Raw genomic sequence first — 13731 nt, 5'->3', positions numbered from 1 at the left:
TTGTGGTGGTTGTCTCCTGTCCCGCTTTGCCCTCGAAAAGACCAGCCAGCATATTGTCGCGCGCTTCTCCAACGGGATTGCAGGACTTTGTGGAAAACCGCGAATTTACGACTGAAGTCAATGCGTTGCCGCCAGGCCAGGGAAATTGCCCCTGTGGATGAAGCGAAGGCAAAAAGCTCCGTCCCCGGACTTGTCCCCAACCGCCCGGAGAAGCCGACAGCACATCGAATTGTGGACAAACCGGCATCTGATACAGTCGCTTTGCGGTGGCCGAGTTTTCCGCCCGGCTTATCCACATCGGCCCACAGCCTGGAATGTATCCTGTGAACAAACCGCAGAGCTTCTTTCATCTTCACCTGATTTCCGACGCCACCGGCGAAACGCTGCTGGCCGCCGGCCGCGCGGCTTCCGCGCAATACAAGGATGCGCGCGCCATCGAACATATCTACCCGCTCATCCGCACCGAAAAGCAGGTGACGAAGGTGTTCGAGGACATCGAGGAGGAGCCGGGCATCATCCTCTACACGGTGGTCGACCAGAAGCTTGCCCGCGGCATCGACGAACGCTGTGCGGCCATGGGCCTGCCTTGCGTCTCGGTGCTGGAGCCGGTGCTGACGGTGTTCCAGTCCTATCTCGGCACGCCTGCCGGCCGACGCGTCGGCGCCCAGCATGTGCTGAACGCCGAATATTTCCGCCGCATCGACGCGCTCAACTTCACCATGGAGCATGACGATGGTCAGCTGCCGGCCAATATGGACGATGCCGACATCGTGCTCGTCGGCATCTCCCGCACCTCGAAGACGCCGACCAGCATCTATCTCGCCAATCGCGGCATCAAGACCGCCAACATCCCGATCGTGCTCGGCGTGCCGGTGCCCGAAATCCTGGTCAATGCCAGGAGGCCGCTGATCGTCGGCCTGGTCGCCACCGCCGAACGCATATCGCAAGTCCGGCAGAACCGCATTCTCGGCACCAGCGCCTATGAGCCGACCGACTATGTCGACCGTGCCGCGATCGCCGAAGAGCTCACCTATGCCCGCCAGATATGCACGCGGCACGGCTGGCCGATGATCGACGTCAGCCGCCGTTCGATCGAGGAGACGGCGGCGGCCATCGTTGCCCTGCGCGGCAAGACGCGCTAGGGTTTGGGCGCTTGTGCTGTGGGTGGTCCTTACCTTCTCCCCTTGTGGGAGAAGGTGGCCGAGCGAAGCTTGGTCGGATGAGGGGTGTTCCAGCTTGGCATCACCTGCACTCCGTCCAGCACCCCTCAACCATCTTGGCGCTGCGCGCCAATCCACCTTCTCCCACAAGGGGAGAAGGAAAGATCAGGCGAAAAAAATGGCTGAAAAAATCATCCTTGCCTCGGGCAGCCCGTTCCGCAAGGCGCTGCTCGTCAATGCCGGCGTCACTGTCGAAGCGGTTCCGGCTTCTGTCGATGAGCGCGCGCTCGAGGCGCCGCTGCAGAATAGTGGCGTGTCGCCGGAGGACGTCGCCCTGGTGCTCGCCGAAGCCAAGGCCACCGACGTCAGCGAGCGCAAGCCCGGCGCCCTAGTGCTCGGCTGCGACCAGACGCTGTCGCTCGGCGACGAGCTGTTCCATAAGCCGGCCGACATGGAAGGAGCGCGCCGTCATCTGCTGGCGCTGTCGGACAAGACGCATCATCTCAACAGCGCCGTCGTGCTCGGCCGTGACGGCCAGGTTCTGTGGCGGCATGTCGGCATCGCCAGCCTGACCATGCGCAAGCTCGATCCGGCCTTCATCGGCCGCCATCTTGCGCGCGTCGGCGCCAAGGCGTTGTCCAGCGTCGGCGCTTACCAGATCGAAGGCGAAGGCATCCAGCTGTTCGAAAAAATCGAAGGCGACTATTTTACTATTGTCGGCCTGCCACTTTTGCCGGTGCTGGCCAAGCTGCGTGAGTTCGGGGCGATCGATGGCTGAGGCCACGAAAAAGGCGTTTGTCACGGGCCACCCGATCGCGCATTCCAGGTCTCCGAAGATCCACGGCTACTGGCTGGCGAAATACGGCATCGGCGGCGTCTACGAGGCCATCGACGTTGCACCAGAGGCGTTTGCCGAATTCCTGCAGACGCTGCAGGCACAAGGCTATCGCGGCGGCAACGTCACCATCCCGCACAAGGAAGCCGCCTTCGCTTTGGCCAAGCGGCGTGACGCCGACGCCGAACAGATCGGTGCGGTCAACACGCTGTGGTTCGAGGATGGCGAATTGTGCGGCGGCAACACCGACGCCCATGGCTTTGCCGCCAATCTGGACGAATATGCACCGGGCTGGGCGGCCAACGGCCGCGCCGTGGTGCTCGGCGCCGGTGGCGCCGCTCGCGCGGTTATTCATGCGCTGAAGCAGCGCGGCATCAGCGACATCCGCATCGTCAATCGGACGCTTGCGAGGGCGCAGGAGCTGCGCGACCGCTTCGGTGCCGGCGTCTCCGCCCATGGCATGGCGGCGACCGGCGAATTGCTCGAAGATGCCGGCCTGCTGGTCAACACGTCAGCGCTCGGCATGCATGGCAATGAAGGCCTGTCCGCCGATCCCCGCAGACTGCCGGACGGCGCCATCGTCACCGACATCGTCTACGTGCCGCTGGAGACGCCGCTGCTTGCCGCGGCCAAAGCGCGCGGCCTGAGAACCGTCGATGGGCTCGGCATGCTGCTGCACCAGGCGGTGCCCGGCTTCGAGCGCTGGTTCGGCATCAGGCCAGAAGTCACCGCCGAACTGCGGCAAATGATCATCGCCGATATCGGCGCGATAAAATGATCGTGCTCGGCCTCACCGGATCGATCGGCATGGGCAAATCGACCACGGCCAAGATGTTTGCCGAAGCCGGCGTGCCGGTCCATGATTCCGACGAGGCTGTGCATCGCCTTTATGCCGGCAAGGCCGCGCCCTTGGTCGAGGCGGCCTTTCCCGGCACCACCAGATCCGGTGCGGTCGACCGCGCGGCACTGGCGGAGCGGGTGCTCGGCGACGCCCCCGCGCTGAAACGGCTGGAAGCGATCATCCACCCGCTGGTCCGTGCCGATGCCGATGCGTTCCTGGCTGAACATCGTGCCGCCGGCGCGCCGCTTGCCGTGCTCGATATACCGCTGCTGTTCGAGACCGGCGGCCGCGATCGCGTCGACAAGGTCGTGGTCGTCACCGCGCCGCCTGAAGTCCAGCGCGCCCGCGTGCTGGCGCGGCCGGGCATGAATGAGGAGAAACTGGCGTCGATCCTGGCCAGGCAGGTTCCCGACGCCGAAAAGCGCCGGCGCGCCGACTTCGTCATCGACACCGGTCAGGGTTTTGACGCCGCTCGCGCGGCCGTCAAGGCCATCATCGCCGAACTAGTCGTGGATAAGGCAGCCAGGCCTGGTTAAGAGGCTTGCAGACTCACATTACTTGTTGCCATTTTGTTCCTGGTGTGATTCGGCTAGAATGATGCCGGAACCAGTGGACTGATTCGATGCGTGAGATCATCTTCGATACGGAAACCACCGGCCTCGACGCGCGCGAGGACCGCGTCATCGAGCTTGGCGGCGTCGAGTTGGTCAACCGCTTCCCGACCGGCCGAACCTTCCACAAATATATCAACCCGCAAGGCCGCCAGATCCATCACGAGGCGCAGGCCGTGCACGGCATCAGCGCCGCCGATCTTCAGGGCAAGCCGACTTTCATGGAGATCGCCGAGGAGTTTCTGGCCTTCATCGACGGCGCCAAGCTGGTCGCGCACAATGCCGGCTTCGACATCGGCTTCCTCAATCTCGAATTCGGCCGGCTTGGTCATCCGGCCATCGATCCGGGACGGATCGTCGACACGCTGGCGCTGGCGCGCCGCAAGCATCCGATGGGCCCCAATTCGCTCGACGCGCTCTGCCGCCGCTACGGCATCGACAACGGCCGCCGCACCAAGCACGGCGCGCTGCTCGATTCGGAATTGCTGGCCGAGGTCTATATCGAGCTCATCGGCGGCAAGCAGGCAAGCCTCATCCTCGACAGCATCCTGACTCCGGCGGGCGGCAGGCAGAATGTCGACGACATCGATATTTCGATCGGCGTGCGGCCGATCGCCTTGCCCGCGCGCCTGACCGACGCCGAGCGCACAGCACACGCAGGCATGGTTGGCACATTGGGCGAAAAGGCGCTGTGGCTGCGGGTCGTCCCGGAAGCGAGTTCCGCGGCATAGTGATTTTGACCGGAGTGATCCTTCGCGCCCCCCTCTGTCCTGCCGGACATCTCCCCCTCAAGGGGGGAGATTGGCAGACCCAGCGCCTCGCTCATTCCTGCGGCGATGAAGGATGGCGAAGGCTGACGTGAAGTCCGATCTCCCCACTTGAGGGGGAGATGGCCGGCAGGCCAGAGGGGGGTACTTGTCCCGCCGGCGTCTCAAACAAAAAACCCGGCGCAAGGCCGGGTTTTCCACACTCAAGCGAGACAACCGCTTTAGCTCACCTTGACCTTGGCGGCAGCCTGGTCCTCGGCCAACTTCTGCTGGAACATCTGCGCGAAATCGATCGGGTCTAGCATCAGCGGCGGGAAGCCGCCATTGCGTGTTGCCTCGGCGATGATCTGCCGGGCGAACGGGAACAGCAGCCGCGGGCATTCGATGAACAGGATCGGCAGCATGTGCTCCTGCGGGAAGCCGCTGATGGAGAAGACGCCGCCATAGACCAGTTCGACATTGAACAGCACTTCCTGGTCGAACGACGCTTTGGCGTTCAGCGTCAAATTGACGTCGAACTGCTTGTCGGAAAGCGGATTGGCGTTGACGTTGACATTGATGGCGATGCCCGGAGCCTTGTCGCGGCCGCGCAGCGAGTTCGGTGCGCCCGGGCTTTCGAAGGACAGGTCCTTCACATATTGCGCAAGCACGTTGAGCGAAGGCTGCGCCGCATTTCCATTACCGTTGGCTGCGCCGGTCGGCGCGTCGTCGTTGCTGGCCATAAGCTGTGGTCCTTTTGCCTGGGCAGCGTTGCTGACCGGATTGAAATTCGGGCGTTCGCTATCATGGCCGGCCCGACAAGACAAGTTTGCAAAAGACGCCGGTTGCCTTGCAGCTACTCGTCCTTGAGGCGGCGCCAGGGAGAACCCGGTCCGCGCGTATGGTCGTCGGCCCGCGAATAGTCGCCGTCGTCGAGATCGATGGTCTTGCCGCGTTGCCTTGCCCGCAAACCACTGCTGAAATCGGTTGCCAGCACGATGCGGCCTTTCAGCATCCGCCAGGCAAGATCGCGCACCGGCGGCAGGAACAGCAGAAGGCCGAAAATATCCGAGATGAAGCCGGGGATGATCAAAAGGATCGCTGCCAGCACGATCATGGCGCCATGCGCAAGCTGGCCGCTCGGATCACGCCCGGCATCCATTTCGGCACGGACCCTGGCCATGACGCCAAAACCCTGGTGTCGAAGGAGCAAGGCGCCGGCGACACTCGAGGCCAGCACCAAGCCGACTGTCGCCAGCGCGCCGACCTGGCGGCCGACAATAACGAAACCGGCTATCTCCAGCAGCGGAAGCGCCAGAATGAACAGGGGAAGCAGCGAGATACGCAAATCTTGACCGATCGTTTTCGATGTTTTGCCGGCCGGCGAGCAATCGCCGCTGGCACCAGAGCTGTTAGATAGGTATGGCTGCCTTTGATTTGAATGATTGCGCCATGCGTTCTATATGCTTTGGATACTGAACGCTATGTGATCGCGGCCCTTGCTTGGCCGCTGGTCCGGCCAAAGCAGGGATTGATCGGCGCAAGATATGGGCTTCTTCGACTTCGGCACGATTTTCTTTCTGATTGCGGCGGTGGTGATCTTCTTCCAGCTGCGCAACGTGCTTGGCCGACGCACGGGCAACGAGCGCCCACCCTTCGATCCATATACGGCAGCGCGCAAAAACGACAAGGATGCCGCCCAGAAACCCGAGAACGTGGTTTCGCTGCCGCGCAAGCGGCTGGCGGGAGAGCCGGCGGCCGACACCTATGCGGCGATCGACGCCTTTGCCAAGCCCGACACCGATCTCAACCGGGGCCTGCGGGCGATCAAGGACAATGATCCGACCTTCGACCCGAAGACCTTCGTCGACGGCGCCAAGATGGCCTACTAGATGATCGTCATGGCCTACGCCGATGGCGACCGTAAAACGCTGAAGAACCTTTTGTCGCGCGAGGTCTATGACGGCTTCGTCGCGGCCATCGGCGACCGTGAGGCGAAAGCCGAAAAGATCCAGTCCTCCTTCGTCGGCATCGACAAGGCCGACATCGTTTCGGCCGAGATGAAGGGCAGCGAGGCGCACATCACGCTGCGCATCGTCAGCGAACTGATTTCGGCGACCCGCGACAAGGCCGGCGCCGTCATCGACGGCGATCCCGAAACCGTCGCCGAGGTCAAGGATGTCTGGACCTTCGCTCGTGACGCGCGCTCGCGCGATCCGAACTGGAAGCTCGTCGCCACCGAAGAAGAAGACTGAACTGGACGGCGGCGGAGGCTGTCGTGTCGCTTTCTCGAGCCTTCAGCGAAAAATCCTTTGGCGAATTGCCGGGCTGGGGCGAGGACGACCATCTCCCTGCCTTTGAGGCCTTTCGCCGCTCGGCCTTTCATGTCCTGACCAAACCCTACCGCTCCGGCGCGCTCGGCGTCGATTACAATGGCTTTGCCGATGCCTATGCCGAAGCGCGCACCGTTTCGCCGGCGAATCGGTTGCAGGCCCGAAGCTTTTTCGAGCGCCATTTCGTGCCGGCCCGTATCGATGCCGAAGATGGTGCTCCCGGCCTGGTCACCGGCTTTTATGAGCCGGAGGTCGAAGCCTCGCCGGTACGCACGCAACGGTTTTCGGTGCCGTTGCTGTCGCGCCCGGCCGATCTTGTCGACGTCGACGACGGCAATCGTCCTTCAGGCTTGGATCCTTATCTCGCCTTTGCTCGTGCGACGCCGAACGGCCCGGTCGAATATTTCGACCGCGGCGAGATCGAGTGCGGCGTGCTTGCCGGAAAAAGGCTGGAAATTGCCTGGCTCGCCGACAAGGTCGACGCCTTCTTCATTCACGTGCAGGGCGCGGCGCGGCTCAAGATGACCGACGGCAGGCTTCGCCGCATCACCTATGCCGCCAAATCCGGCCAGCGCTTTACCGGACCGGGCCAGATCCTGAGCGAGGAAGGCGAGATCCCGCTGGAGAAAGTGACGATGCAGTCGATCCGTGCCTGGTTCAAGGCGCATCCGGAACGCGTCGACGAGATCCTTTGGCGCAACCGCTCCTACATCTTCTTCCGCGAGATGGGCGTCGACGACCCAGAGCTCGGCCCGATCGCTGCCGCCAAGGTGGCGCTGACACCCGGCCGCTCGATCGCCGTCGACCGGCTGCTGCACACGTTCGGCACGCCCTTCCATATCGATGCGCCGTCGCTGACCGCTTTCGACGGAAAACCGTTCCGGCGGCTGATGATCGCGCAGGACACCGGCTCGGCGATCACCGGGCCGGCCCGCGGCGATCTGTTTGCCGGGTCGGGCGATGCGGCCGGCGAGATCGCCGGCGTTATCCGCAACGCCGCCGATTTTTATGCGCTGATCCCCCGGGCGCTGGTTTCAGGAGCAGGCCGATGACCCGGCGCATCGACAGGCTGAGCGAGGACGACCGGGTGCTGTGGAACCTGGTGGCGCGCACGGCAAAGCCGCTGAAGGGCAAAACCGCCGTCGAAATTCCAGACGTCGGGCCGGAGATCGACGAGACCAGGCAGGCGCCGCCGCCGGCACAGGTCGCGGGCAATGCTGCCACGGCCGCAAAGCCGAAGGCGCAGCATGTCTCCCACGCACTCGACGAACCGACGCTGGACAAGCTGTCGAAGGGCCGGCTGCCGATCGAGGGCCGCGTCGACCTGCATGGCCTGACCCAGGACGAAGCCTATTCGCTGCTGTTTTCCTTCCTGTGCCGGGCGCATGCCGGCGGCATCCGCTACGTCCTTGTGATCACCGGCAAGGGTTCCTCGTCGGGCGGTGATGGCGTCTTGCGGCGCGCCGTACCGTCATGGCTGTCGACACCCGCCTTCCGGCCCCTCGTCTCCAGCCACGACCATGCCGCCCGCAAACATGGCGGCTCGGGTGCGCTCTATATCCGCTTGCGGCGGGCGCGCTCATGAGGACACGCCCATGAGGGACGCACCTATGAGGATGCACCCATGAAGGTGCGCTTGTGACCCCGTTCGGCGAAAAGCTTCGCGTGCTGCGAAACGAGCGCGGCGTCAGCCAGAAGGACATGGCCAAGGCGATCGGCGTCAGCGCAGCCTATCTCTCGGCGCTGGAACACGGCCGCCGCGGTGCGCCGAGCTGGACGCTGATCCAGAAGATCATCGGCTATTTCAACATCATTTGGGATGACGCCGAGGAACTGGCGCGGCTGGCCGAAACCTCGCATCCGCGCGTCAAGCTCGACACGTCGGGCCTTAGCCCGGCGGCGACCGAGCTTGCCAATCTCCTGGCCGACAACATTGAAAAGCTCGACGAAGCCGAGCTTCGCCGCATCATTGCGTCGATCCGCGCCGCGCTGGCACGGCCGAAATGAGCTGCCTTGTTACTGGACCGAGCCGACCAGAACCTGCTGGCCGCCGCGGATCGAGACCCAGCGGCCGGTATTGTCAATCGCCTGCCGCTTGAGGAAACGATAGCCGGTCTGGTCCCAGGAACGGACCTGGTCGGTCAGATTGTCAAGGATGTAGTCGCCCTTGTCGGTGCGCACCGTCAGCACGGCGTGGCCTTCGCCATCCGGCTTGCGCACGACGGTCATAAGCAGATCGGAAAACGAGACGCCCAGCCGGTTCAGCTCACGGCGCTTTTCCAGGACATAGTCCTCGCAATCGCCGACGCCCTTGTCGGGATAGGCCCAGACCTCGTCCTTGCCGTAGATGTCGAAGTCGCTCTCCGGCTTGACGGCGGCGTTAACCCTTGCCGTGACGCTGAGCAGCTTGCGCCACAGCGAGCCGGTCAGGCTGGCGGGCGACAGATCCTTCGGGCGGATCGTGCATTCGGACGCGTAGCTCTTGCAGAAATCATAATGGCCGATCGGCTGCGAGGTCGGGCCACCTGTTATCATCGGGCTGGCTGCCGAGGCCGAACCGGCCCAACCTGCCGCCACAGTAAGTCCGGCCAGCGCGCACAGGCGCAGCGTTCTCGCCATTGGTGAGGAAATCATTGTCCCCGCTTGTCCCTTGTTATTAACGAAACGTTAAGGGGTATTTACAGTCCGTGTCAATTATGAGGATGGATTGATTTTGCGGCATGGTTACCCGCGTGGCGCCAACGCGACTATTGTGCAACAGCTCGGATGGACTACACCGGTTCCAACCGGTAATTTTAGCGTTGGCCGACCTGATGCGAGGTCGCGGGCGCGGCATCATCGCTGGTCGCCTATTTCTTGCCGGTCCGGACCAGTTTCGGCTTCACCGCAACGCGGTTCTGACGGCCATAGCTGGTAATGAAATCAACGATGCGCGGCACGATTTCGGAGCGGAAGCGCGAGCCGTTGAACACACCATAATGGCCGACCGCCGGCTGCATGTAATGGGCGTGCCTGTCGGCCGGGATGTTGATGCACAGGTCGTGCGCCGCCTTGGTCTGGCCGAGTCCGGAGATGTCGTCGTTCTCGCCCTCGACCGTGAACAGGGCGACATTGCGGATCGCCGAAGGGTCGACCGCCACGCCGCGATGCGTCATTTTGCCCTTGGGCAAGGCCTGGCGGACAAACACGGTGTCGACGGTCTGCAGGTAGAATTCCGCCGTCAGATCCATCACCGCCAGATATTCGTCGTAGAACTCGCGGTGCTTCTCGGCATTGTCGCCGTCATGCTTCACCAGATGCATGAAGAAGTCCTTGTGGGCGATGATGTGGCGGTCGAGGTTCATGCTCATGAACCCCGAAAGCTGCAGGAAGCCAGGATAGACCTCGCGGCCGAAGCCCGGCACCGGCCAGGGCGCGCGCATAATGACGTTGTCGCGGAACCAGTCGATGCCCTTTTCCTGCGCCAGCAGATTGACCGCCGTCGGATTGCGGCGCGTGTCGATCGGCCCGCCCATCAGCGTCATCGTCGAGGGCACGAACGGATCGCCCTTGGCTTCCATCAGTGCCGCCGCCGCCAGCACCGGCACCGAAGGCTGGCACACCGCCATCACATGGGTGTCGGGGCCCAGCGCATGCAGCATGTCGACGATGTAGTCGATATAGTCGTCAAGATCGAAGCTGCCGTCGGCCAGCGGCACCATGCGGGCGTCGACCCAGTCGGTGATATGCACGTCGGCATAGGGCAGCATCGCCTCCACCGTGCCGCGCAGCAGCGTCGCGTAGTGGCCCGACATCGGCGCGACGATCAACAGCTTCGGATCCGGCCGGCGCCCAGCCGGAACCGCGCGCTCGAAACGGACCAGGTTGCAGAACGGCCGCGACCAGACGGTGCGTTCGCTGACCTCGACGGTTTTCCAGTCGACCACGGTTTTGGTCAGGCCGAATTGCGGCTTGCCGTAGCGGCGCGTCGTGCGCTCGAACAGTTCGGCCGTTGCCGCAACCGAGCGGCCCCAGGACGTGTGTGAGACCGGATTGAGCGGATTGGAGTAGAACAGGCGCACCGCATCGGCATAGAGGCGCGCCGGCTGCAAGGCGGCGTGGTTCAGTTCGTAGAGCTGGTAGAACATCGAGAACCCCGCTGCCGACTGCGATCGAAGGGCCGACGAGCAGCGCCGAGCCTTGAATGCCTTGCGGGGAAGTTAGCAACAATCTGCTGCGATGCAATACGTCAACTTGCGTGATTTATCCTCGTTCTTTCGTCCAAGGCGTTGAGAATCCGCCTGGAACGGCAACAGCCGGCTCAATGTGCACCTGCGAAGGCCTGGCAAGCAGCACGGCTATTGGGGACGAGCGTCGGAGGCGGTGTCCGGCCGTGGCGGCCGTTAGACCCGTGCCATGCAGACAGCGGTGTGGCCCGAGCTGATGAAGCCAAGCTGGCTGGCGGCGCCCTTCGACAGATCGAGCATCCGGCCCCTGATAAACGGGCCGCGGTCGTTGATACGCACGACGACGCTGCGGCCATTGTTGCGGTTGGTCACCTTCAGCTTGGTGCCGAACGGCAGGCTGCGATGCGCTGCGGTCAGCGCCGACGGGTTCATGCGTTCACCGGAAGCGGTTCTGGAATGCAGTGAGTACCAGGAGGCACGGCCGCACTGCGCGGCGGCGCTGGCAGTGGATGCGCCGACCATCAGGCCAGCCGCGATCATGGCCGCGACGAGCGCGGTCCGGTTGCTTTTGTTCATGTGTTGGGGACTGGCTCCGTTGACAGACCCGCGGCGGTTAGGGGCGAATGAGGCAGCAAATGCGGCAATGATCTGTCGGTTCCATGGCAATGTTACACGTTTGGAGTCGGCGCGAAACAATTTGTCAGAGATTTGCCGCAGAGCGGCACAGCTTCCTTGATGATCTTTGCACCGATCTCCGCATGTCTTGCGCAGGATCAGAGGTTAGCATCTAAGTAGAAGTTGGCGTGACCGAACCGCTTCTTTTCGCTCTTCCACCGGTACGAGGGCACGGCTGGCGATCGACTTTGAAAAGGAGTTTGCAACGATGAGATTGATCAAAAATCTGCTGGCCTTGATTGTGCTCGCCATCGGCGTGCTGTGGTCATTGCAAGGCATCGGTTGGGTCCAGGGCAGCTTCATGACCGGCCAGTCGCAATGGCTGTATGCCGGCATCGTCACCGCGCTGGTTGGCTTGGCGGGGCTGGCCTGGGCGAACCGCTCGCGCGTTTGAGCAGGGGTCGATCCTCAGGCATTCGCCGGAGCAGCACACAGCGGACCCGTGGCGGCCGCTCACCGCGACCAGTATTGCCAGCCCCAGTAGAAACTTTCGTCGCGCGGTGGCAGGCGGTTGCGCTCCGCGTCCAGATGCACCGGCGTCGGCGTTTTGCGTTCGCCGTCAGGCGGCTGTTTGTCTCCGGCCTTGATCAGGCGGAGCCAATGGCCGAAATGCGCAAACAGTACAGCGGTGGAATGGGGCATCGTCACGTCTCCGGTCCGGTTACTCCCGCCCCGCCCACGGGACGAGCACCCGCTCGATCCTGCGGATGATGAATTCGAGCACGAAGGCAATGGCCGCGATCACCAGGATGCCCATCACCGCCACGTCGGTGACGAGGAACTGGGCAGCGGACTGGATCATGAAGCCAAGCCCACGCGTCGCGGCCACCAGCTCGGCGGCGACAAGCGTCGACCAGCCGGCGCCAAGCGCGATGCGCAGACCGGTCAGGATCGAGGGCAGCGCGCTGGGTAGGATCACCTGCCTGATCACTTGGCGCCGCGTGGCGCCAAGTGAGCGCGCTGCATTGATGCGGTCCTTCGATACGCCGCGAACACCCGATGCCGTCGACAGCGCAACTGGCGCCAGCATGGCAATGGCAATCACCAGGATCTTGGACGGCTCGCCAATGCCGAACCAGATAATGATCAGCGGCAGATAGGCGAGCGGCGGGATCGGCCGCAGGAATTCGAGCAGCGGATCGAAGATGCCGCGCCCGATCGTGCTGACGCCGATCGCCAGCCCGATGGGAACGCCGACGAAAACGGCCGCGATCAGCGCTGCAAACACCCGCCACAGGCTGGCGGCAATATGCTGGGCGAGCGTCGCGTCGACAAAGCCGTCACGGGCGACGACGACAAATTTGTTCCAGACTGCCACGGGCGACGGCAGGAAAACCGGCGACACCAATTGCAGGCGGGCCGATACCGTCCACGCCGCCAGCACCACCAGAATGGTGATTGCGCTGACCATGCGGGCCGAAACGCGGCTGCGTCTCGGCGGCGGCCGCGACCATGGCACCGACAGTGCGTCGGCTCCGTCGTCGATATTGGAGCGCTGCGGCCGCTCGGTGTAGGAGGAAATGGTCACGCCGCCTCTCCTTCGAAGATCGCGTCGGTCAGTTCGCTGCGCGCCGCCACAAACGCGGGATCGGCCTTGATGCTGCGAATGGCCTCGCCGGCTGCATAGCGCCGGCTGAAGCCGGTCTCGAAGCTCCACACCACCCGGCCAGGGCCGGGAGCGAGCACAATGATACGGGTGGCAAGAACCAGCGCTTCGTCGATGCCGTGCGTGACCATCAGCACGCCGACCTGGCTTGCCGTCCACAGATCGAGCAGCGTCGTCTGCATGCGTTCCCGGGTCAGCGCATCGAGTGCGCCCAGCGGCTCGTCGAGCAGCAGGAATTGCGGTTCGGCCGCCAGCGCCCGGGCCAGGCCGACGCGCTGGCGCATGCCGCCGGAAAGCTCCCAGATGCGCTTGTCGCCGGCGCCGTCGAGTTTCACCAGCGCCAGAAGGTCGTCGGCAGTCCGCGCCCGTTCGGCGGCCCTGACACCGCGCAGCCTGAGCGCAAAGGCGACATTTTCCCGCGCGGTCAGCCACGGAAACAGCGCGTCGTTCTGGAACACGACGGCGCGGTCAGAACCTGGCGCCGTGATCGGCCTGCCGCCAATCGTGGCGCGTCCGCGCACAGGCTCGACCAGGCCCGCAGCGACGTTGAGCAACGAGGTCTTGCCGCAGCCTGAGCGGCCGACCAGGACAACGAAGTCATCCTTGGCGATCTCAATCGACACATTTTCGACCGCCGGCGCCGGCTGACCGTCATAGTGGACCGAGACCTTGTCGAGCACGAGATGCGTCATGGGAACCTCGCCGATATTCCGAATCTGTCTGCCCCGAAGCCGCTCCTCGCAAGCGGTTCGGGGCAG

The 13731-nt window shown here is 63.7% G+C and carries 17 protein-coding genes and 1 pseudogene; 10 read left to right on the top strand and 8 right to left on the bottom strand.

Annotated features, from left to right (window positions below; all coding sequences use genetic code 11):
* Positions 1 to 323 precede the first annotated feature (323 nt).
* The 5 genes from NKI67_RS07670 (at position 324) to dnaQ (ending at position 4178) form a co-directional block, all read left to right on the top strand.
* Positions 324 to 1142, top strand: coding sequence for a pyruvate, water dikinase regulatory protein (locus NKI67_RS07670; protein WP_023675922.1), 819 nt, complete (start codon positions 324 to 326; stop codon positions 1140 to 1142).
* Between the two features lie 196 nt (positions 1143 to 1338).
* Positions 1339 to 1938: a Maf-like protein gene (locus NKI67_RS07665; RefSeq protein WP_023675921.1), complete on the top strand. Its 600-nt coding sequence runs from the start codon at positions 1339 to 1341 to the stop codon at positions 1936 to 1938.
* Positions 1931 to 2773 carry a shikimate dehydrogenase gene (locus NKI67_RS07660; protein ID WP_023675920.1) on the top strand — a complete coding sequence of 281 codons (843 nt, stop codon included), beginning with the start codon at positions 1931 to 1933 and terminating at the stop codon, positions 2771 to 2773. The genes NKI67_RS07665 and NKI67_RS07660 overlap by 8 nt, the downstream gene beginning before the upstream one ends.
* A complete protein-coding gene (gene coaE, locus NKI67_RS07655; protein ID WP_023675919.1) occupies positions 2770 to 3372 on the top strand; it encodes a dephospho-CoA kinase in 603 nt (200 codons plus the stop codon). The genes NKI67_RS07660 and coaE overlap by 4 nt, the downstream gene beginning before the upstream one ends.
* A gap of 86 nt (positions 3373 to 3458) precedes the next feature.
* Complete coding sequence (gene dnaQ / locus NKI67_RS07650) at positions 3459 to 4178, top strand: DNA polymerase III subunit epsilon (RefSeq protein WP_023675918.1); 720 nt, start codon at positions 3459 to 3461, stop codon at positions 4176 to 4178.
* Between the two features lie 257 nt (positions 4179 to 4435).
* Here the strand turns inward: dnaQ and secB are convergent, their stop codons facing one another.
* A complete protein-coding gene (secB, locus tag NKI67_RS07645; protein ID WP_023675917.1) occupies positions 4436 to 4936 on the bottom strand; it encodes a protein-export chaperone SecB in 501 nt (166 codons plus the stop codon).
* A gap of 113 nt (positions 4937 to 5049) precedes the next feature.
* The gene (locus tag NKI67_RS07640) at positions 5050 to 5541 is read right to left on the bottom strand and encodes an FxsA family protein (RefSeq protein ID WP_023675916.1); all 492 of its coding nucleotides are present in this window, start codon (positions 5539 to 5541) and stop codon (positions 5050 to 5052) included.
* A 199-nt stretch (positions 5542 to 5740) separates the two neighbouring features.
* Between NKI67_RS07640 and NKI67_RS07635 the strand changes: the two are divergent.
* The 4 genes and pseudogenes from NKI67_RS07635 (at position 5741) to NKI67_RS07620 (ending at position 8533) form a co-directional block, all read left to right on the top strand.
* Positions 5741 to 6448: pseudogene (locus NKI67_RS07635) on the top strand (Tim44/TimA family putative adaptor protein).
* Positions 6449 to 6471: 23 nt separating this feature from the next.
* On the top strand, positions 6472 to 7578 hold the full coding sequence (mltA, locus tag NKI67_RS07630; protein ID WP_023675914.1) for a murein transglycosylase A: 1107 nt from the start codon (positions 6472 to 6474) through the stop codon (positions 7576 to 7578).
* Positions 7575 to 8111: a Smr/MutS family protein gene (locus NKI67_RS07625; protein ID WP_023675913.1), complete on the top strand. Its 537-nt coding sequence runs from the start codon at positions 7575 to 7577 to the stop codon at positions 8109 to 8111. The genes mltA and NKI67_RS07625 overlap by 4 nt, the downstream gene beginning before the upstream one ends.
* 53 nt (positions 8112 to 8164) lie before the next feature.
* Entirely contained in the window at positions 8165 to 8533 is a 369-nt protein-coding gene (locus NKI67_RS07620) for a helix-turn-helix domain-containing protein (RefSeq protein WP_023675912.1), read from the top strand.
* Positions 8534 to 8542: 9 nt separating this feature from the next.
* On the opposite strand, the gene NKI67_RS07615 is transcribed toward NKI67_RS07620, so the two are convergent.
* The 3 genes from NKI67_RS07615 to NKI67_RS07605 all read right to left on the bottom strand — a co-directional run bounded on the left by NKI67_RS07615 (position 8543) and on the right by NKI67_RS07605 (position 11268).
* Positions 8543 to 9160, bottom strand: a complete 618-nt coding sequence (locus NKI67_RS07615; RefSeq protein WP_023675911.1) for a transglutaminase-like cysteine peptidase — start codon at positions 9158 to 9160, stop codon at positions 8543 to 8545.
* A 215-nt stretch (positions 9161 to 9375) separates the two neighbouring features.
* The gene (locus NKI67_RS07610; RefSeq protein ID WP_023675910.1) at positions 9376 to 10653 is read right to left on the bottom strand and encodes a polyhydroxyalkanoate depolymerase; all 1278 of its coding nucleotides are present in this window, start codon (positions 10651 to 10653) and stop codon (positions 9376 to 9378) included.
* A gap of 255 nt (positions 10654 to 10908) precedes the next feature.
* On the bottom strand, positions 10909 to 11268 hold the full coding sequence (locus NKI67_RS07605; protein ID WP_023675909.1) for a septal ring lytic transglycosylase RlpA family protein: 360 nt from the start codon (positions 11266 to 11268) through the stop codon (positions 10909 to 10911).
* A 307-nt stretch (positions 11269 to 11575) separates the two neighbouring features.
* Between NKI67_RS07605 and NKI67_RS07600 the strand changes: the two genes are divergently transcribed.
* Positions 11576 to 11761 (top strand): hypothetical protein, encoded by a 186-nt coding sequence (locus NKI67_RS07600; RefSeq protein WP_023675908.1) that lies wholly within the window; start codon positions 11576 to 11578, stop codon positions 11759 to 11761.
* A gap of 59 nt (positions 11762 to 11820) precedes the next feature.
* On the opposite strand, the gene NKI67_RS07595 is transcribed toward NKI67_RS07600, so the two are convergent.
* The 3 genes from NKI67_RS07595 to NKI67_RS07585 are packed head-to-tail and all read right to left on the bottom strand — an operon-like array spanning position 11821 to position 13665.
* Positions 11821 to 12009, bottom strand: coding sequence for a hypothetical protein (locus tag NKI67_RS07595; protein WP_023675907.1), 189 nt, complete (start codon positions 12007 to 12009; stop codon positions 11821 to 11823).
* Between the two features lie 19 nt (positions 12010 to 12028).
* Positions 12029 to 12895, bottom strand: coding sequence for an ABC transporter permease subunit (locus NKI67_RS07590; RefSeq protein WP_023675906.1), 867 nt, complete (start codon positions 12893 to 12895; stop codon positions 12029 to 12031).
* Positions 12892 to 13665 carry a taurine ABC transporter ATP-binding protein gene (locus tag NKI67_RS07585; protein WP_352591888.1) on the bottom strand — a complete coding sequence of 258 codons (774 nt, stop codon included), beginning with the start codon at positions 13663 to 13665 and terminating at the stop codon, positions 12892 to 12894. The genes NKI67_RS07590 and NKI67_RS07585 overlap by 4 nt, the downstream gene beginning before the upstream one ends.
* Positions 13666 to 13731 lie beyond the last annotated feature (66 nt).

Origin of the sequence: Mesorhizobium sp. M0408, assembly GCF_040321495.1 — a bacterium.
Lineage (GTDB): Bacteria > Pseudomonadota > Alphaproteobacteria > Rhizobiales > Rhizobiaceae > Mesorhizobium.
This window is presented reverse-complemented; position numbering and strand designations above follow the sequence as displayed.